Source organism: Mesorhizobium sp. P170090, from assembly GCF_057786115.1.
Window position 1 is genome coordinate 700,190 of the sequence record NZ_JBYNWH010000001.1, and the last position, 18,945, is coordinate 719,134.

Sequence of the window (18,945 nt, forward strand, 5' to 3'; positions counted from 1 at the left end):
CTCCGATCCACCAGCCCTCACGCGGCTGGCAAGGAAATCTCGAAGCGCGTGCCGCGCCCGGAGTCAACCAGCGCGATCGTGCCATCATGCGCTTTCAGGAGGGCCAGCACGATGCCGAGGCCCATGCCGGTGCCGCCGGACTCGCGCCGCGTGGTGAAAAACGGCTCGAAAATGCGCGCCCTGTTGCTCGGCGAAATGCCGGCGCCATCATCGCTGATCGCAATCGTCACTTTGCCGTCGGCGCTGGCAGCCGCCAGCAAAACCTGGGTCGCGCCGTGCCTGGCGGAATTGTCGATCAGGTTGGCAAGCACGATCGCCGCATTCTCGGCCGAGATGCGCAGACCGGTTTCGCCGCCCGTCTCGATGGTCACAGCCAGCCTGCCGTCCACCGGCAGCAATGCCAGCGCCGCATCGAGCGATGTGCTTTCGCCGCTCGGCGCCAGGTTTTCCGCGCGCGCCAGATCGAGCAGGCGCCGTACCAGCAGATTGAGCCTTCCGGCATCGTTGACGATGTTGCCGGAAAACCGCTTGCGCTCTGCCGCGTCCATCGCCTCGCCGGAATCGCGCAAGAGTTCGGCCGCGCCCTGGATCGCCGTCAGCGGCGATTTGAGCTCGTGCGAGACATGGGTGGCAAAGGTCTGGATCGAGTCGGAGCGCGCCTGCAGCTTTTCGGCCATGTCGAGAAAGGCCGCGGACAGCTCGGCCATTTCGCGCGTGCCGTGATGGTCGAGCGGCCGGATGGCGTCGCGGTCGCCGGCGGCGATGCGCCTCGTGCGCTCCATCAGCGCGTAGATCGGCCGGCTGACGGTGCGCAGGAACACCAGCGCGATCAGCAGCATGCCGAAGAGCATGGCGATAGCCGCCAGCGTCACCTTGCCGCGCTCACCATAGAGATGCTTGACGATGTTGTTCGGCGTTCGAGACAGGTAGATCACGCCGGCGACATGGCCGTCGACCGCGATCGGCATGGCGACAAAGACGCGAACTTTCGTGCCGCGGCTGACCGAATAGAGCGGCGGTGGCGGCTGATCGGGAATTCGTTGCCTGAGCGCGCTGGCATAGTGGCCGGCAAGGGCGGTGCGCACCTCCTCGACATTGGCCAGCGACAGGCCGACCTCGTCGCGCCCGGCAATGACGACGCCATGCGGGTCAAGCAGCCGGAAGCCGGCCAGGGTGGTTTTCTGCGTGGTGTCGAGAATGCCGGACAGGCTGGCGCCGATCGCCGCGAAGGCTGGATCGGTGGCGCCAACAATGCCGGCGGGCCGGGTCGGCAGCAAATAGTCGGAGGCGAGATCGAGTGTCGGCTCGATCGGCTGGTAAGGCGAGTCGTCGCCGCGGCTGGCTTCGCCGCTGTCAGCCTGCATCGGCACACCAAGCTTCTCCGGGGCAATGCCGGCGTCACTGGTATTCTGTGCATAGATGGCGGCGATGACGGCGCCTTGCGCGATCAACTCGCCCTCGGTCTGGCGGATCAGCTGGTTTTCATAAAGCCGGAAGAAGAACAGGCCGACCAGCGGCAGCGCCAGCACCATGATGAGGATGGCGAGGACCACCGTGGCCAGCCTTGGCCGCCATTTGGTGCCGATCCATTTGGCGTCGCTCAGGCGCCGCATCGGCCGAGCCGGAAACCGACGCCATGCACGGTTTCGATGGCGTCGAGACAGCCCGCCGCCGCCAGCTTGGCGCGGATGTTGCGGATGTGGCTATCGACGGTACGGTCGGCGACATGGATGTTGGCGGCATAGGCGCTGGCGACCACCAGGTCGCGGCCCAGCACATGCGCCGGCCGCGCCAGAAACCCCTTCAGGATCGAGAACTCGATCGCCGTCAGCGCCAGCGCCTTGCCGTCGAAACTGGCGCCGTGGCTGGCCGGCACCAGGCTGAGCTTGCCATGCGCAAAGTTCTTGTCACCGGCGGGGTCCGGGGCCACCGGGCGGGCGCGGCGCAGGATGACGTTGACGCGCGCCACCAGCTCGCGCGGGCTGAACGGTTTCGTCACATAGTCGTCGCCGCCCATTTCGAGCCCGAGGATGCGATCGATTTCTTCGTCGCGCGCGGACAGGAACAGAACCGGCACGTCGGAGCGTTGCCTCAGCCGCCGGCAGACTTCCAGCCCGTCCATCTCCGGCATGCCGATGTCGAGCACGACGAGATCGGGCACGCGGCGCTCGATCGCCTGCAGGGCCGCGGCGCCGTCGGACACGGCTTGCGTCTTCATGCCGGCCTTCTCCAGCGCAAAGCAGATGATCTCGCGTATGTGCGGATCGTCGTCGGCGACCAGGATCTGATGCGGCATGGATCTAACGGTCCGGCACTGAAGGTTGCGAGGGCTGGGTAGGTGGAGGAAGCACGAGCGGACCTCTCTTGTCGAGAACCTGCAGGAGCCTCCAGCCGCGAAAGCTCCAGGCGCGCCACTGCTTCTGCTCGGCGATAGTGTCGTCGATCATCATTTGGTCGGCCAGACAGGTGGTTTGGTTTCCGAATTGGTGCATGTAGAGGCGGTCCAGCGCCGGCATGGCGGCAGCGCCGAGCGAGCGCAGATATTCGGTATCGATAGGCGTGCCGTCGCCGGTCATTTCAAGGGAATGGTCGACATTGAAATTGGCGATCGCTGCGGCGAAGTTGATGAAGCAGCAGGCATAAAGCGTCGCCGATAACGTCGCAAGATTGGCGGAGAGCAGCCATTCGTTGGATTTTCCAAGCGCGATGCGGACAATGATCAGTGCAAGCCCTGACGCCACCAACCCCATCCAGACGAAGGCGGCGATGCGCCAGTAGGTCAGTGCATAGACGCCGATATAGAGATCGAGCCTGAGAATCGACGAGATGACCAGCACGATGTTCTGCGCCACCCAGGCATAGACCAGCCGGCGGATCAGCGGATCGCCTGAGGTTTCGCTGCCCGGCCGCAGCGCCGCCAGCACGAAGCCGGCGGCCAGCAGCGCGGTGGCGATCAGCGGATACGCGCCGCGATGGGCATAAGCGGCATAGCTCAACCCGTCGGGAAGGGCGGCCCCGCCCCAGAGATAGGCGGCGTCGAGCCCGGTCTGCAGCGCAAACAGGGCATTGAAGACGATCAGCGCGCGCAAGATCGCGGCCTTGCCGAAGACGACGGCCTCGATCGTTGTCGCTGGTTTAGTCGCGGCCGGTGCGGCCACGGCTGCAGGCGGCGTCAAAGGTGGAAGGCGGCGTGGAAGGCGGCGCGGGAAACGCGGCAGGCGAGGCCGCAGGAAAGCCCAGACGCCGGCGAGCACGAACAGCCAGAAGACGATCCGCGCCAGTTGGATGAGATCGAGCAGCTTCATCAGGTCGATCAGCGACAGCCAGTATTCGATCACCGGATTGGCGGCGCCGAACAAGAACAGGAACACCGCGCCCAGCGTCACCGGCATGACCCAGACGATGATGGACGCCAGGCGGATGCGGCGGCCGCCAAGCCGGCGCACCGTGCGGCGCCAGTGGAAAAAGTCACGGATAAGGCGCAGCGGCGCCGCCAGCAGGAACAGCGCGACCTGGCCGGCAATGCGGGCGATGCCGTGCCGTAGCCGCCCGGACAGGGACAGCGCAAACACCACCAGCGCCACGACAGCTATCGCCACCGACAGCGGGCTGACGTTCTCGGCCAGCGGCAGCAGCGCGACGAACAAAGCGGCCGGCTTGAGCCAGGGTCGGGTGGAATTCAGCGCGGCAGGATGCACAGCGACCACCGCGCCGGCGATCAGGATGGCAAACAGCAGGACAGTGATCCCGGCGGGCTGGCCATAGAAGAAAAAATCCGCCAGGGCGACGAGCAGGACGGCGATGCCAAAGCGGCTGGAAAAGCTTGCAAACGATGTCATGCGCGGATTTTCCTGACGGGCTTGGTCCGCTCGGCCGGTGGGCGGATAAAAGGGAGCAGGCTCGCTTCCAGGTAAGGGCGGGCCTCCGTCCGGGGCGGATCCACCAACCACCAGCTTTCGCTGCGCAGGCGATAGGGCAGGGACCAACGGTGAGCGTTTCGCTGTTGCATGCCGCTGTTGTCGCGGGCTCGCATGGAAACGGCGGGGCGGAGCGGAGGAGGTTTTCCGCAGGGATGTGCAGTTTTCGTGCAGGACCTGCGCTTACGGCCGGGGCGCTGCCCGCCATCTTTCCGGACGTTGGCGCTGTCCCAGCCAGGCTCCTTTCCTCTCCCTCCGGAGGGGGGAGAGGTGGCTCGGCGAAGCCGAGACGGAGTGGGGGAACCACCTGGCAATCGCCGCGAACGGACATCGGAAGGGCACTGAGCGCATTGCTCGCGTTGCGCCCAAGGGTCGACCCCCACTCCGTCGAGCTTCGCTCGACACCTCTCCCCCGATCGACGGGGGAGAGGAAAGGCCCCCCTTCCGCAACTGCTGCGGGACGGGCGGGGCAGCGCAAGCTTTCGCAGTTGGCTCGTCATCAGGTACCGGTCGGACGCTTGCCTCCCCCGCCCCCACGCGGCATAGATCGGCCATGACAAGCGAACCTTACCGCCCGCGCCGCTCGGTGCTTTACGTCCCCGCCTCCAATGACAAGGCGCTGGCCAAGATCGCGACGCTTGCCTGCGATGCCGTCATCATCGACCTCGAGGACGCCGTTGCCCCCGCCGACAAGATTGCGGCGCGGGACAAACTGGTCGGCATCTTCGCCAGCCGGCCAGTTGCCAATCAGCATGGGCGCCGCTGCGAAATGATCGTGCGCGTCAACGCGCTGTCCAGCGAATGGGGCAACGATGACCTGCTGACCGCGGCGAAATTCGAGCCCGACGGCATCCTGTTGTCCAAGGTCGCCACGCCGCGCGATATCCTCGAAGTCGGCGACGTGCTCGACGATAATTTTGCCCCCGACAGCGTCAAGCTCTGGGCGATGATCGAGACGCCGAAGGCCATGCTCAATATCGGCGCCATTGCCGAACTCGGCCGCGACCCGGCCTCGCGCCTAGCTTGTTTCGTTGCCGGAACGAACGATCTGGTCAAGGAAACCGGCATTCTGGCGACGCCTGATCGGCGCTACCTCGTGCCTTGGCTGATGCAGATGGTGCTGGCGGCGCGGGCCGGCGGCATCGACATGCTCGACGGCGTCTCCAACGATTTTCGCGACCTCGACGCGTTTGCGCGCGAATGCACGGAAGCCGCTGCCATGGGGTTCGATGGCAAGACGCTGATCCACCCCGCCCAGATCGAAACCGCCAACCGAGCCTTTGCGCCCGCGCCCGAAGCTCTGGCCGAGGCGCGCGCGGTGAAGGATGCCTTCGCCTTGCCGGAAAATGCCGGCAAGGGCGTGATTGCTTTGAACGGCAGGATGGTCGAGCGGCTGCACCTGGCGCAGGCCGAGAAATTGCTGGCGAAGGCCGCCGCCATCGGCGCATGATCCGCCCCGAAAAGACGAACTCACGACAGGACCTGACCCATGAGACTTTACCGCTTTCTGTCCGCCCCCGACGATTCAACCTTCTGCCACAAGGTCACCGCGGCGCTGAACAAGGGCTGGCACCTGTACGGCTCACCGACCTACGCCTATGACAAGAAGACCAAATCGATGCGCTGCGGCCAGGCGGTGGTGAAGGATATCGACGGCCAGGAATACGGGCCGGATACGAAGCTGAGTGATTGGTAGGCGAGCTTTGCCAGCCTGTCTAAGACAGCGCTAGGCTGCCTCGGCAATATCAAGACGCACTGTAAGTCCGGCCTGTGTGGCCAGATTGATCAAGGTGTCCAGACTAAAATTCGCGATCCTGCCCCGCAGAAGATCGCTAAGGCGTGGCTGGGTAATCCCGAGCCGGTTGGCTGCTTCGGCTTGGGTAACGTCGCAACTCCGCACCCGCTGTTCGATCGCGATCAGCAAATTGGAGCGCATAGTCATGTTGGCGGACTGAGCCGGGGTGTCTTCCAGCGCATCCCAGACATTTTCAAAGCTTTGACGTTCCATGAGCATGTCTCACTGAATTTGCCTGAACCGCGATGCGGCAAGAGCCAAGTCTCGTTTCGCCGTCTGTTGCGTCTTCTTCTGGAAGGCGTGCAAGACAAAGACGGCGTCACCTATGCTGGCGACGTAAAGCACCCGGAACGCGCCAGCATCGTCTCGGACACGGATTTCCCGTACGCCTAGGCCTATCGTCGTCATCGGCTTCCAATCGCTTGGCTCAAATCCGAGTTGAACCTTGTGCAGCGCCCGTTTCCTTGCGCACCGCCTCTGGAAAAGCCCGGAGCTTGGCAAGAGAATGTCCAAGAAACTCCAGTCGCTTGGTCGGCATACAGACTTTATATCAAAACTTGTATAATTTCACAAGCAGGCTCGCCACCTGAATATCGCACAGCCTTACTCCGCCGCCTCTTCAAGCTTTTCCATATCGTCGTCCGACAGGCCGAAATGGTGACCGATCTCATGGATCAGCACATGGGTGACGATGTCGCCCAGCGTCTCTTCGTTCTCGGCCCAGTAGTCGAGGATGGCGCGGCGGTAGAGGGTGATGCGGTTCGGGCCTTCGCCGGTCTGCGGGTTCCAGCGCTCGGCGATGCCGCGGCCCTCGAACAGGCCGAGCAGGTCGAACGGCGTCTCCAGCGACAGATCGTCCATGATCTCGTCGGTCGGGAATTCGGCGATCATGATGACGATCTCGCCGGTCAGCTTGCGAAAATCGTCGGGCAGATGTGCGTACGCCTCCAGCGCCAGAAACTCGATCTCCTCGATCGAAGGCGAGAGTTCATCGTGCCAGGTGCGGGTCTTGTAGATGCGGGCCATGCTTTGTCCTTTGATGCCGGCATATAGGCTTTCCCTCCGGACTCGGCAAATGGACGGGTACCTGGCCAATGACTGTTTCTTTGCGCCGAATGGCTGCGACCAAAGTCCAAGGTTGGCCTCGCCACCTTTGATCAAGGAATAAATTCCTTCTGACTCCGCTTGACTCTTCCGGCACCCTCTGGAATCTATAGGAACATAACAGGAACAGTTGTGAGAGAAATTGACCGTCATGGCGACATCAGCCGTGGCGCGGGAGACTGTTTTTGCCCTGCGCCGCCAGATCGCGAAGATCGAGGGAACGCTGCCCGAGCGCCTGGCCGCGCCGGCTGGCGAGGGGCTGCGCGCGGGTCCTGGCGGCGGTCTCGACGCCGCGCCTGAACCCGATGCCGATGTCACCATCATCCGGCGCGGGCTTGCCGTGGCTTCGCCGGATGCTTTCCTGGCCACCGGCGTCGAGCGCCTCGATGCGGCCCTCAGCGGCGGCCTTCCGAAAGCCGCCTTGAGCGAAATCCATGGCCTTGAGACCCGCAATGCCGGGGCCGTCGCCGGCTTTGTGCTGTCGCTTGTCAGCCTGATCCTCAAGGGCCAGCCCTTGCCCGTGCTGTGGATCGGCACATCGGAGATTTTTCGCGAGGCCGGCTTTCCCTATGCCAGGGGATTGCAGGGCATTTTCGGTATCGCACCGGAGCAATTGCTGTTTTCCGAGGCGCCGAAACTCACCGATGCGCTGTGGGTAGCCGAGGAGGCCGCGAAGATGACGGCGCTCGCCGCAATCATCCTCGAAATCCGTGGCAGCCCGCAGCGGCTCGACCTCACCGCGACGCGCCGGCTGCACGCGCGCGCCCAAAACGCCGGCCGGCCGGTGTTCCTGCTGCGCCAGGCCGGCGAAGCCGAGCCGACCGCCGCCCCGGTGCGCCTCATCGTGTCGGCTGCACCAGCGGCGAGCCGCCGGACGATCGCCGGGTCGCTCGCCGGCTCGATCGGCCGGCCTGCCTTCACCGTCAGCATCGGCAAGAGCCGCACCGCTCTGCCTGGACAATTCACACTGGAGTGGAATCCCGATGAACACGCATTCGAAGAAAGAAAGCCCCGCGAAAAACGGGCAGAGAATTCTGTCGCTGTGGTTCCCGCATCTGGCGGCAGAACGGATCCTGCGCCAGCGCCTGGGACGGTCGTGGCGTTCCCGGCCTTCGGATCATCTGCCGCCATCTCACCCACCGCTCGTGATCAGCCATCGCGACCGCAACGCCCAGCGCATATCGGCCCTCGACGAGCGGGCTGAGGCGCTGCATCTGAAGCCTGGCATGGGCATTGCCGATGCGCGCGCCATGCATCCCTCGATCGACATCGTCGAGGCCGATCCGGACGCCGATCGCCGGCTGCTCGAAGGCCTCGCCGACTGGTGCGATCGCTATACGCCGCTGGTGGCGCTCGACGGTACTGATGGCCTTTATCTCGACGTCACCGGCTGCACGCATCTGTTCGGCGGCGAGCGCGCCATGCTGGACGACATCCTTGCGCGGTTTTTCCAGCAGGGTTTCGATGTCCGCGCCGGGTTGGCCGCGACGCCGGGTGCAGCCTGGGCGGCGGCGCGCTTCTGCGGCAACCGCATCGTTGTCTCCGGCGAGGAGGAAGCGCTGCTCGCCCCCTTGCCGCTGGCGGCACTGCGCATCGAAGCCGATATCCGCGCCAGCTTGGAAAGCGTCGGCCTGCGGACCGCCGGCGCGATCATGGCAGCGCCGCGCGCGCCGCTCGCCCGTCGCTTCGGCGCGACCTTGCTGTTGCGGCTCGACCAGGCGCTCGGCCGTCTCGACGAGGCGGTATCGCCGCGCCTGCCCGTGGCCCCGCTTTCGGTCGAACGCCACCTGGCCGAGCCGGTCGTGCTGACCGCCGAGATCGAACGGCTGGTGCTCTTGCTGGCGGTGACGCTGAAGGCCGATCTCGAACGCCGCGGCGAGGGCGCAAGGATGCTGGCGCTGCTTTTGTTTCGCGTCGACGGCGCCGTCAGCCGCATCGCTGTCGGTACCTCGCGACCGTTGCGCGAACCCAAGCTTATCCAGCGCCTGTTCCATGAGCGGCTGGCCGCGCTCGAACAGGACATCGATGCCGGCTACGGCTTCGACCTGGTGCGGCTTTCGGTGCTGGCGGCCGCCGGCTTCGACATGCAGCAGGCCGATTTGACCGGCGAGACCGAGGATGACGGCGCCGACATGGCACTCTTTGCCGACCGCATCCGCGCCAGGCTCGGCGACAGTGCGGTGCTGAAACCGGTCGCCCTCGAGAGCCATCTGCCGGAGCGCGCCATCGCCACCATCCCGTTCTCGGAAGCGCCACAACGCAAAACACCGCTCAGGAAGCCGGGCTCGAAAGACGCGCCGCGCGCAACCATCTTCCCGCCGGAACGGCCGATCCGGCTGTTCCGTTCGCCCGAGCCGATCGAGGTGCCGGCCACCGAAATGCCTGAGGGTCCGCCGATGAATTTCCGCTGGCGCCGCGCGCTCTACCGGGTCGCGCGCGCCGAGGGGCCGGAACGCATCGCGCCGGAATGGTGGCGTGAAACGTCAAGCGATCCGCTCACATCGACGCGTGACTATTTCCGGATCGAGGATGCCGACGGCCGCCGCTACTGGCTCTACCGGCAAGGCCTCTATGGCAACCCGCAGGTGCCGCCGCGCTGGTTCATGCATGGGGTCTTCGCATGAACGCGCTGACCGTCATCCCCTATGCGGAATTCGGCATCCAGTCGAACTTCTCCTTCCTGCGCGGCGCCTCCAAGCCGGAGGAGCTGGTGGTGGCGGCCAAATTCCTCGGCTTTTCCTCGATCGGACTGGCAGACCGCAACACGGTGGCCGGCGTCGTGCGCGCCTGGCAGCAGGCCAAGGTCGAGAAGCTCGCCTATCACCCCGGTTGCCGCCTGGTGTTCGGCGACGGCACGCCGGACATTCTCGCCTATCCGCAGAACCGCAAGGGCTGGGGCCATCTCTGCCGCATGCTGACGCAAGCCAATTTGCGCGATGAAAACGAGAAGGGCGCGACCCTTCTCCAGCGCAGCGACCTGCTCGAATGGGGCGACCTGCTGTCGCTGGCGGTGCTGCCGGACCTCTCGGCGAATGCCGACGATCCCCTGGCATTGGTCCGTCAACTGAAAGACCGTTTCGGCGCTAATTTGCGGCTAGGCATGGCGCCGGATTATCGCGGCAATGACCGTTTCCGCATCGAGCAGGCGGCGGGCATGGCGGACATCGCCGGCGTGCCGCTGATGGCGACCAACGACGTGCTTTATCACAGCGCCGAGCGCCGCTCGCTGCAAGATGTGCTCACCGCCATCCGCCTCAATTTGCCGGTCGCCGAGGTCGGGCTGGAGCTGACGGCCAACGCCGAGCGCCATCTGAAGCCGCCGCTGGAAATGGCCCGTCTCTTCCGCCGCCATCCACCGGCGCTGGCCGAGACGCTGCGCTTTGCCGGCGAACTGACCTTCTCGCTCAGCGACCTCCAGTACAATTATCCCGACGAGCCGACGCAATCAGGGCTTGGGCCGCAGGCCGAGCTAGAGCGTCTGGCCAGGGAGGGGGCCGCCACGCGCTATCCGGCGGGCGTCCCCGCTTCCGTCTTGCAGCGCATCAGTGAGGAGCTCGCTCTGATCGAGCGTCTGAATTATGCGCGCTATTTCCTGACCGTTTACGACATCGTCCAGTTCGCCCGCAATGAGGGCATTCTGTGCCAGGGCAGAGGCTCGGCCGCCAACTCGATCGTCTGCTACTGCATCGGCATCACCGAGGTCGGCCCCGAGCGCATCGACACGTTGTTCGAGCGCTTCATTTCCGAGGAGCGCAACGAGCCGCCCGACATCGACGTCGATTTCGAGCATGAGCGGCGTGAGGAGGTGATCCAGTACATCTACTCCAAATACAGCGCCAAGCGCACCGCGCTGGCTGCCGCCGTCATCAGCTATCGCGGCCGCTCGGCGCTGCGCGAGGTGGCCAAGGCCATGGGCCTATCGGACGATGTCCGCATTGCGCTCTCCAGTTCGATCTGGGGCTGGTCGACCTCGGAGCTCGGCGAGAAGGAGGCGCATGCCGGCGGCCTCGACCGCAACGAGACCTCGACCCGTCACGTGATCGCCCACGCCAACGAGATCATGGGCTTTCCCCGGCATCTGTCGCAGCATGTCGGCGGCTTCGTCATTACCCGCGACCGGCTCGACGAGATCGTCCCCATCGTCAAGACGGCAATGGACGAGCGCAAGATGGTCGAGTGGGATAAGGACGATCTCGACGCGGTGAAGATCCTGAAGGTCGATATTCTGGCGCTTGGCATGCTGACCTGCCTGAAGCGCGCCTTCACCTTGCTCACCGACCATTATCCGAAGGCTCGGGATGATTACGGCCGACCCTATGTGCTGGCCACCCTGCCGCCGGAAGAGAACGACGTGTACGACATGATCTGCCGCGCCGACACGCTCGGCGTCTTCCAGATCGAATCGCGCGCGCAGATGTCGATGCTGCCGCGTCTACGCCCGCGCGAATTCTACGACCTGGTCATCGAGGTGGCGATCGTGCGGCCCGGCCCGATCCAGGGCGACATGGTGCACCCCTATCTGCGCCGTCGGCAGGGCAAGGAAGCGGCTGAATATCAAAAGCCAGAGCTGGAGGCTATTCTCAAGAAGACACTCGGCGTGCCGCTGTTTCAGGAACAGGCGATGAATATTGCAATCGTCGCCGGTGGTTTCAAACCCGGCGAAGCCGACGAACTACGCCGCGCCATGGCCACCTTCAAGCGCACCGGCACCATCGGCAATTACCGCCAGCGCATGATCGACGGCATGGTCGGCAAGGGATACACCAAGGACTTCGCCGAGCGCTGCTTCAAGCAGATCGAAGGCTTCGGCGAATACGGCTTTCCCGAAAGCCACGCCGCCTCCTTCGCTTTGCTCGTCTATGCCTCCTGCTGGTTCAAGACCTTTTATCCCGACGTGTTCTGCGCCGCGATCCTGAATTCGCAGCCGATGGGGTTTTACCAGCCGGCCCAGCTGGTGCGCGACGCGCGCGACCATGGCGTCGATATCCGCGACGTCGATGTCAATTTTTCCGACTGGGACTGCACCCTGGAGAAAGCCCAATTCGATCCAGGCCGCATCCTGGGGCGCCATGCCGAAATGCGCGGTGTCATCAAGACCCGGTACGCCGTCCGGCTTGGCTTCCGTCAGATCAAGGGCTTGGCCGAGAAGCGTATGGAAGCTTTCACCGCGCGGCGCGGCGCCGGCTATACAAGCGTCAGGGATGTGTGGCTGCGCTCGGGCCTCAATGTCGGCGAAATCGAAAGACTGGCGCAGGCTGACGCCTTCCGCTCGCTCGGCCTCGATCGTCGTGAAGCCTTGTGGGCGGTGCGCGCGCTGGATGGCAAGAGCGCCGCCGAACGTCTGCCGCTGTTCGACCAGCCGGCGATCCGGCTGCGCGAACTCGAGCCCGAGACAAAACTGCCGACAATGCCGCTCGGCGAGCACGTCATCCACGACTACCGCGCGCTCGGCCTGTCGCTGAAGGCGCATCCGGTCGCCTTCCTGCGCGAGCGGCTCGACCGCGCCGGCGTCATTCCCAATGCCAATCTCGGCTCGGTGCGCGACGGCAGGCGGGTCTCGGTCGCCGGCCTGGTGCTGGTGCGGCAGCGGCCCGGCAAGGGCAATGCGATCTTCCTGACGCTGGAAGACGACAAGGCCGTCGCCAACGTCATTTTCTGGGAGCGGACCTTTACCCGTTTCCGGCCCATCGTCATGGGCGCGCGCTTCGTCAAGGTCACCGGCAAGCTGCAGTCGGAATCCGACGTCATCCACATCGTCGCCGAAAAGATCGAGGATTTGACGCCGTGGCTGACGGTGCTGCTGGAAGAGATGACGCCGGCTGCCCGGCCCGACATTGCCACCCTCTCGGACAAAGCTGAAAGGGTCATGCCCAAGGGGCGGAATTTTCAGTAGGCGCAGCTTATTCATCGAATGCGAAGCGACGATGATCCTTCGCGCCCTGCTCTGCCCTGCCGGGCATCTCCCCACACTTGGGGGAGATCGGCGGCTTCGCCATCCAGCCAATTTTTCAACAATAAAGACTGGCGAAGCGGGAGCGACAAGCAATCTCCCTCCTTGTGGGGGAGATGTCCGGCAGGACTTCAGGGCGCTGTCCCGCCAGCCTTCAGCAAACTTCAGCGACGCTCTGATTCAGCCCGGCCCACCCAATCGCGGCGGCGACAGCACGTCTTCCGCCGAAATAGTCCGCGCCTCCGAGGGCAGCATGATCGGGATGCCGTCGCGCACGGGATAAGCGAGCTTGGCAAGCCGCGAGATCAACTCGCCGCGCACCGGGTCCCAGGCCAGCGGCCCCTTGGTCAGCGGGCAGGCCAGCAGCTCCAGCAATTTTGGATCGACATTGACCGACTTGCCGTCACGCCCATCCGCAGCCATTGGATCCCCCTTCAGCCATCGGCTCAGCCCCTATTGCAGGCTGGAACCAAAGTCCTCATTCTCGCGCGCCAGCGCCATTTCGGTGATCGCGATCAGCGTCTCCGCGCGGGCTTTCAGGTCGGGCGCCTCCAGCAGCGCCTGTTTCTCGGCCGGTCCGTAGGGCGCCATCATCGACAGCGCATTGACCAGCATGGTGTTCTCGGCGCGGCTGACGCTTTCCCAATCGGCTTCGAGATCGTTGGCCTGCAGATAAGCGCGAAACGCTTTCAACAGCGCCGGCCGGTCGACCTCGCTTGCCGCCTGGTCTTCGGCAAGATCGGTGAGGAACGGCGCCAGCTTGCATTGCCGGAAAGGCGTCTTCACCGGCAATTCGCTGGTGATGCGGAAACGGCAGACGCCCTGCAGCGAAACCAGATAGCGGCCGTCGCCGCTCTCGGCCATCGAGATGATGCGCCCGGCGCAGCCGACATTGCACAGTTCCGGCTCCCCGTCGGCGCGCAACGCGCCATTGAGGCTGGGCTGGACGATGCCGATCAGCCGCGCGCCGGCGATCGCCTCATCCACCATCTGCAGATAGCGCGGCTCGAAGATGTTGAGCGGCATGCGCCCGCCCGGCAGCAGCAGCGCGCCGGCAAGCGGAAACACCGGAATGGTTGCCGGCAGATCCTTGCCGACCCGGTAAAATGCGTTTCCGACCTGCACCTTCACTCCTCCGACCCGCTTCGGGCGCGATGTTATCGGCCTAATCTGGCGCGGCGGCCGCCGACCGCAAGGCCCGACAGCCACGCCCCGGCAATTTGGCCGGCAAACGGCTCAGGAAAACAGCAGCGACGACAATTTGCGCCGTGCCGCCAGCGTCGCCTCGTCGGTCATGCCCCAGGCCTCGAACAGTTTCAGCAGCTGCGCCCTGGCGCCGTCCTCGTTCCACGTCCGGTCGGCTTTTATAATCGCCAGAAGATTGTCGGCCGCCGCATGGCGCTCGCCCCTGGCGTTCTGGATCATGGCGAGGTCGAAACGCGCCTGGTGGTCGCCGGGATTGGCGGCCAGTCGCTGCTCGAATTCAGCTGGATTGCCAAGTGCTGCCGCTTCTGCAGCCAGCGTCATCTTGGCACGCAGCGCGGCAAGTGCCGGCGCATTTTTCTTGGCCTCCGGCGCCGTTGCCAGCAGCGCCTCGGCGCCGTCGCTGTCGCCGGCCTCGAACAGAAGCTCGCCCAGCCCGGCAATCGCCTCGATCGTCTCCGGCGCTTGCGCCAGGATGGCGTCGTAAATGTCGGCTGCGGTCTGCGCATCGCCCGCCGCATGCGCTTCCGCCGCCGCGGCCAGTGCTTCGGCCACCGGCGGCGCGCCATTGCCCTTGCCGCCGACCTTGGTGATGAACTCGGCAATCTGGCTCTCGGGGATGGCGCCCATGAAGCCGTCGACAGGCTGGCCGTCCTTGAAGGCGATGACCGCCGGGATCGATTGGATGCCGAGCTGGCCGGCGATCGAGGGATGATCGTCAATGTTCATTTTGACCAGCTTGACCTTGCCGCCGGCGGCCTTGATCGCCTTTTCCAGAAGCGGCGTGAGCTGCTTGCAGGGCCCGCACCACGGCGCCCAGAAATCGACCAGTACCGGCTGTTTGCGCGATTCCTGGATGACGTCGGCGGCGAAAGTGGCGGTCGTGGTGTCCTTGATCAGCTCGCCAGCGGCAGGTGCTGCGCCGGGTGTCGAGCCAAGTGCCGACTTGGCCGGCTCGGCGCCGCCATATTGCACGGACGTGGTGTACTGGCCAGAATTGCCGCCGAATTGGCCGCCAAACGGATTGTTGTTGTCGCTCATGTCGTCGCCCTTCCGATCGCGCCCCGCGGAGCAGCGCGACGTCCTTAACTAGAGATCAGTTTTCGCCATCCATGTGGCGATCAAGCCGAGACTTTCAAGATAGCAGCATCATGTCCGGTTGCCTCGACGAATTTGATGAGGTCGGCGGACGCGATCGACGTCGTCGCCTCATTGGTCAGCGGATGCGCGTTGACTGTCGCATGTGCTATCAAATCCTGGTCGAGCACCACCTTGACCCGTCTTTCGGTGTCGTTGATCAGCCCGAACACGGTGACCGCGCCCGGAATGACACCGAGCAGCTCCATCAGCATCTCCGGCTTGCCGAACGACACCCGGCCGGCGGCGCCGATGATCGTGTGGATCTGCTTCAGGTCGACGACCGCCTCCTCGCCGACGCTGACCAGGAAGAAATTGTCCTTCTTGTCCTTGAGAAACAGATTTTTCGTGTGCCCGGCCGGTATCTCGCCGCGCAGCGACTGCGAATCGGCCACCGTATAGAGCGGCGGATGACGCACGGTCGACACGTCTATGCCGAGATTGGCAAGAAAGGCGAGAAGCTCGGCTTCGGTCTTCGGCATTGGTGGTCTTCCCCTGTATCGGCGCGCGGCAAAGCCGTTTACGGCCAATGGTGCCGCCGAGACAAGACCGTCATGCGGGAAGTCGATGAACCACCCGCGTGGCCGACAAGGTTCGGCCAGGCGAATTTGGCGCGGCTAAAAAGCCCGTCATTTCCCTGTTGCAATCGCCGCGCTCTTCAGCCATATAGGCCCGGCTTGCGGCCCCGAGGGCCGTGTGAGCGGGTGTAGCTCAGGGGTAGAGCACAACCTTGCCAAGGTTGGGGTCGAGCGTTCGAATCGCTTCACCCGCTCCAGTTTCCTCTAGGGGAATCAAGCGATGAAGAGGCGCCTTTCGGGGCGCCTTTTGCTTTTTCCAGACCGGCGATGTAAGCGCGTTGCGGGACACTTGTTCTCCCTCAAAACCAGGCGCGGGTAGTACGGCGTGGCGAATAATCCCTTGGTTTCCAGTTCGGCGAACGGCGGCACCGCATCCGAAGCGCTTGCTTGGCTGGCGTTGCGGAACGCCGCGTCCGAATGCGGCTCAGGCTCGCGCTCGATCGACCCGCAGCCCCTGCGCGCGCTCCCGGCGGGACGCAAGTGGGCGCATGAGATTGCCAAGGTAATCTTCGATGGCCTCATGGCAGGAAGCCTGTCGGTGCCGGCGCAATTGGCTGCCGGATGGGCGAGGTTCGGCAGCGCAACCACCGCGTTGATCATCGAACTCGGCAAGATCTGGGACAATCCCGCAGCAGCTCGCCGCGTCCAGTACCAGCTTGAGCAAATGCTTCTCGAACCCGACGATCTTGCCACGCCGCGCAGGCTGGCGCGAACGCTCGGAATTCGCGTCGACGCTCGCAATCCGACCGCGACCGAACTGCCGGAAGGCATCGATCAGATCTATGCCCATCTGATGCTGGATGGCCGGATCGAGGCTGTAGTGCAGTTCGGTGCACTCGGGACGGTGACAAGCGATCATTGGATTGAATTGATCCTGGATGTAGTGCCTGCTGAGCGGCTTGCGGGAGGATCGCCTGCACCGCAAAAGGGCGCCGGCGCGACCACGTCAAACACGCCTGCAGCCGAGGCATCGTTTGCCATGGCGGGAAGCGAGCCCGATCCGGACAGCCACTTCGGCAAACTCGCGCAATTGGCCGCACAGGCGCATGACCTGGTTCGGTCGAGCGCTGAACCGTCAGAGCCTGTTGCGCCGCGCCGCGCACGGGTCGCGGACAAGCACGACAAGGATCGCACGGCGTTCTGGAACAGCTATTTCGCGACCGAGGATCCGTGGAACTACGGTTCGTCCTATGAGCAGGAAAAATACGAGCGCCAGCTCGAAATCCTGCCTCCCGGTCCCATCGGGCGGGCGCTCGAGTTGGCCTGCGCGGAGGGCCACTTCACGCGGCAGCTGGCGCCTCGCGTCGGCCATTTGACCGCAACCGACATTTCCGCCATAGCCGTCGGGCGAGCCCGCGCCCGATGCAACGATCAGCCGAATGTCGAGTTCGGCGTACTCGATTTCGCTGCCGACACGCTGCCGGGTGAGATGGATCTGATCGTCTGTTCGGAAGTACTCTACTACCTCGATGATCTCGCCGAGCTACGGCGCATCGCCAGGAAATTCGCCGAGGCGTTGGCGCCTGGCGGCAGCTTCATCAGCGCACACGCATTCGTGTTGCGTGACAATGTCGAAAAGACGGGCTTCGACTGGAACACATTCGGTGCCCAGGCGATCTCCGAGACGCTGGCAGCGACCGAAGGCCTGGTGCTCGAGCAATCGATCCAGACCGAACTCTACCGCATAGACCGCTTCCGCCGCCTGTCGCCGGGCGATGTGGCGACGGACCCGGTGATCGATCATGTGCCGATCCGCGCGCCCATCGAAATCGGCGTCGCGCGAAATATCGTCTGGGGTGGGGCGCGAGCCTTGCGCCGCGACGTCGCACGTAACGAGCAGCGCCAGCATATCCCTGTCCTCATGTATCACGGCGTTGCCGATGAAGGTCCGGCCGCGCTCGCTCGCTTTCGGCTCACGCCCGCCGCATTCGCCAGCCAGATGGGATGGCTGCGCGCCAATGGCTTTCACGCCATTGGCTCCGAGCAGCTGGAAGCATCCATCGCCAACCGTCAGCCTTTCGTCGGCCGCCCGGTGCTCATCACTTTCGATGACGGCTTCCAGAACTTCGCCGACCATGCCTGGCCGATCTTGCGCGCCAACGACCTGAACGCGGAAGTGTTCCTGGTGACGGACCTGGTGGGCGAAAGTGCAAAGTGGGACACCGACATCGGTCCGCCGACGCCGCTTATGGGCGCCGGGACGGTGCGACGCCTCGCTGCCGAAGGCGCCTTCTTCGGCAGCCACATGGCGACGCATCGCGCCATCGATGGTCTGTCGAGCGCTGACCTGGCCGCCGAGCTCCTGCGCTCTCGTCTGTTCATCGAACGCTGGACCGGCCGGCCAACCAGGGCGTTCGCGGCACCCTTCTCCGTCACCGACGAGCGGCTTGGCCGGCTGGCCAGGGAGTGCGGCTATCGAGTAGGCTTCGGCCGCAGGCACGGGCCGGCGGACCTCGATAGCGATCTCATCGACCTTCCGCGCATCGAGATTCGCGGCGACCGCTCGCTCGATGACTTTGTCGCCACTGTCGAGGCCGTGCTCGGATAAACGGTGAACTTGTCAGTTCATTATTGGGCGACTTGCGACACGGCTGACATCAGCTCCTTCGGGTTTGGGGCGCCAAACATGTATCGCCCACCCTCCGGGACCTCCGTGAAGCTCCAGCGGACGATCCCCTGCCGGTCCAGCAGGAACTGACCAACCAGTTGTCCGTGTCCCGTGGCCATCATCTGCTCGTCGGCTTCGGTCAGTTCGTAGTGGTCCTTCTTGTCGAGGATTGCGGCGGCTGTCATCGGATCCATGGGACCGGGCAATTCGCCAGGTATGTCGACCCGCATGTCCTGTGCCGCTGCCATCGCGACCTTGTACGGCCAGTTCGTCTCGTTCTCGGTGAATTCGAGATTGGGCAGTCCAAAAGCACGATGTGAAGCGCGTTCCGGGTCCGACGCCGCAAGCAGGTTCGGCATTGGATGGTAGCGGAAATAGAGCCGCGCCCGTTCGATCGGCGTGTTGACCACCGTCAGGCTCTCCACGCCCTTTTCGCGCAGCTCCGGATCGAGACGCGCCTGAGCGGCGATGTGGCGCCGGCAAAACGCACAATGCAGACCTCGAAACAGGCCGACCAGCACCGGTTTTTGCCCGCGAAAGTCGTCAAGCGCAATCTTGCCTTCCTGGGTAATGGCGTCGAGTATCAGGTTCGGCGCCCGGTCGCCCGGTTGAAGCGGTATCAATCCACTAGGCGCGGACATGTCCAACCCCCT

At 64.4% G+C, this 18,945-nt stretch carries 16 protein-coding genes, 1 tRNA gene and 1 pseudogene; 7 read left to right on the forward strand and 11 right to left on the reverse strand.

What is annotated here, in order from left to right; translation table 11 throughout:
- Positions 1–17: 17 nt before the first annotated feature.
- From AC3EML_RS03505 to AC3EML_RS03515, 3 genes are read right to left on the reverse strand one after another with little or no spacing between them, the layout of a single operon-like run.
- Entirely contained in the window at positions 18–1,613 is a 1,596-nt protein-coding gene (locus AC3EML_RS03505) for a sensor histidine kinase (RefSeq protein WP_352520742.1), read from the reverse strand.
- Entirely contained in the window at positions 1,601–2,296 is a 696-nt protein-coding gene (locus AC3EML_RS03510) for a response regulator (protein WP_027050469.1), read from the reverse strand. Before AC3EML_RS03510 ends, AC3EML_RS03505 begins: the two co-directional genes overlap by 13 nt.
- 4 nt (positions 2,297–2,300) lie before the next feature.
- Entirely contained in the window at positions 2,301–3,839 is a 1,539-nt protein-coding gene (locus AC3EML_RS03515) for a DUF4153 domain-containing protein (protein WP_352520741.1), read from the reverse strand.
- A 631-nt stretch (positions 3,840–4,470) separates the two neighbouring features.
- Here AC3EML_RS03515 and AC3EML_RS03520 point away from each other — a divergent pair.
- Together AC3EML_RS03520 and AC3EML_RS03525 are read left to right on the forward strand one after the other, a co-directional pair.
- Positions 4,471–5,367 (forward strand): HpcH/HpaI aldolase/citrate lyase family protein, encoded by an 897-nt coding sequence (locus AC3EML_RS03520; protein ID WP_352520740.1) that lies wholly within the window; start codon positions 4,471–4,473, stop codon positions 5,365–5,367.
- A 39-nt stretch (positions 5,368–5,406) separates the two neighbouring features.
- Positions 5,407–5,613 (forward strand): DUF1737 domain-containing protein, encoded by a 207-nt coding sequence (locus AC3EML_RS03525; protein ID WP_023673921.1) that lies wholly within the window; start codon positions 5,407–5,409, stop codon positions 5,611–5,613.
- Positions 5,614–5,643: 30 nt separating this feature from the next.
- On the opposite strand, the gene AC3EML_RS03530 is transcribed toward AC3EML_RS03525, so the two are convergent.
- The 3 genes and pseudogenes from AC3EML_RS03530 to AC3EML_RS03540 form a co-directional block, all read right to left on the reverse strand.
- On the reverse strand, positions 5,644–5,925 hold the full coding sequence (locus AC3EML_RS03530; RefSeq protein WP_352520739.1) for a helix-turn-helix domain-containing protein: 282 nt from the start codon (positions 5,923–5,925) through the stop codon (positions 5,644–5,646).
- Positions 5,926–5,934: 9 nt separating this feature from the next.
- A pseudogene (locus AC3EML_RS03535) lies at positions 5,935–6,250 on the reverse strand (type II toxin-antitoxin system RelE/ParE family toxin).
- Between the two features lie 65 nt (positions 6,251–6,315).
- Entirely contained in the window at positions 6,316–6,738 is a 423-nt protein-coding gene (locus AC3EML_RS03540; RefSeq protein WP_023673918.1) for a metallopeptidase family protein, read from the reverse strand.
- A gap of 229 nt (positions 6,739–6,967) precedes the next feature.
- Here AC3EML_RS03540 and AC3EML_RS03545 point away from each other — a divergent pair, with 229 nt between their 5' ends.
- From AC3EML_RS03545 to AC3EML_RS03555, 3 genes are read left to right on the forward strand one after another with little or no spacing between them, the layout of a single operon-like run.
- On the forward strand, positions 6,968–8,020 hold the full coding sequence (locus tag AC3EML_RS03545; RefSeq protein WP_023747409.1) for an ImuA family protein: 1,053 nt from the start codon (positions 6,968–6,970) through the stop codon (positions 8,018–8,020).
- Entirely contained in the window at positions 7,962–9,440 is a 1,479-nt protein-coding gene (locus AC3EML_RS03550; RefSeq protein ID WP_023736736.1) for a DUF6504 family protein, read from the forward strand. The genes AC3EML_RS03545 and AC3EML_RS03550 overlap by 59 nt, the downstream gene beginning before the upstream one ends.
- Positions 9,437–12,709: an error-prone DNA polymerase gene (locus AC3EML_RS03555; RefSeq protein ID WP_352520738.1), complete on the forward strand. Its 3,273-nt coding sequence runs from the start codon at positions 9,437–9,439 to the stop codon at positions 12,707–12,709. Before AC3EML_RS03550 ends, AC3EML_RS03555 begins: the two co-directional genes overlap by 4 nt.
- Positions 12,710–12,946: 237 nt before the next feature.
- Here AC3EML_RS03555 and AC3EML_RS03560 read toward each other — a convergent pair whose 3' ends face one another.
- The 4 genes from AC3EML_RS03560 to AC3EML_RS03575 form a co-directional block, all read right to left on the reverse strand.
- Positions 12,947–13,189, reverse strand: coding sequence for a Trm112 family protein (locus AC3EML_RS03560; RefSeq protein ID WP_023672122.1), 243 nt, complete (start codon positions 13,187–13,189; stop codon positions 12,947–12,949).
- A 30-nt stretch (positions 13,190–13,219) separates the two neighbouring features.
- The gene (locus tag AC3EML_RS03565) at positions 13,220–13,891 is read right to left on the reverse strand and encodes an LON peptidase substrate-binding domain-containing protein (protein WP_023685086.1); all 672 of its coding nucleotides are present in this window, start codon (positions 13,889–13,891) and stop codon (positions 13,220–13,222) included.
- Between the two features lie 111 nt (positions 13,892–14,002).
- A complete protein-coding gene (gene trxA / locus AC3EML_RS03570) occupies positions 14,003–15,010 on the reverse strand; it encodes a thioredoxin (protein WP_352520737.1) in 1,008 nt (335 codons plus the stop codon).
- An 80-nt stretch (positions 15,011–15,090) separates the two neighbouring features.
- Positions 15,091–15,588: a prolyl-tRNA synthetase associated domain-containing protein gene (locus AC3EML_RS03575; RefSeq protein WP_488505156.1), complete on the reverse strand. Its 498-nt coding sequence runs from the start codon at positions 15,586–15,588 to the stop codon at positions 15,091–15,093.
- A 218-nt stretch (positions 15,589–15,806) separates the two neighbouring features.
- Here AC3EML_RS03575 and AC3EML_RS03580 point away from each other — a divergent pair.
- Both AC3EML_RS03580 and AC3EML_RS03585 read left to right on the forward strand, forming a co-directional pair.
- A tRNA-Gly gene (locus AC3EML_RS03580) sits at positions 15,807–15,881 on the forward strand.
- Between the two features lie 143 nt (positions 15,882–16,024).
- Entirely contained in the window at positions 16,025–18,232 is a 2,208-nt protein-coding gene (locus tag AC3EML_RS03585; protein ID WP_352520735.1) for an SAM-dependent methyltransferase, read from the forward strand.
- Positions 18,233–18,252: 20 nt separating this feature from the next.
- Here the strand turns inward: AC3EML_RS03585 and AC3EML_RS03590 are convergent, their stop codons facing one another.
- Positions 18,253–18,933 carry a redoxin domain-containing protein gene (locus AC3EML_RS03590; RefSeq protein ID WP_023672127.1) on the reverse strand — a complete coding sequence of 227 codons (681 nt, stop codon included), beginning with the start codon at positions 18,931–18,933 and terminating at the stop codon, positions 18,253–18,255.
- Positions 18,934–18,945 lie beyond the last annotated feature (12 nt).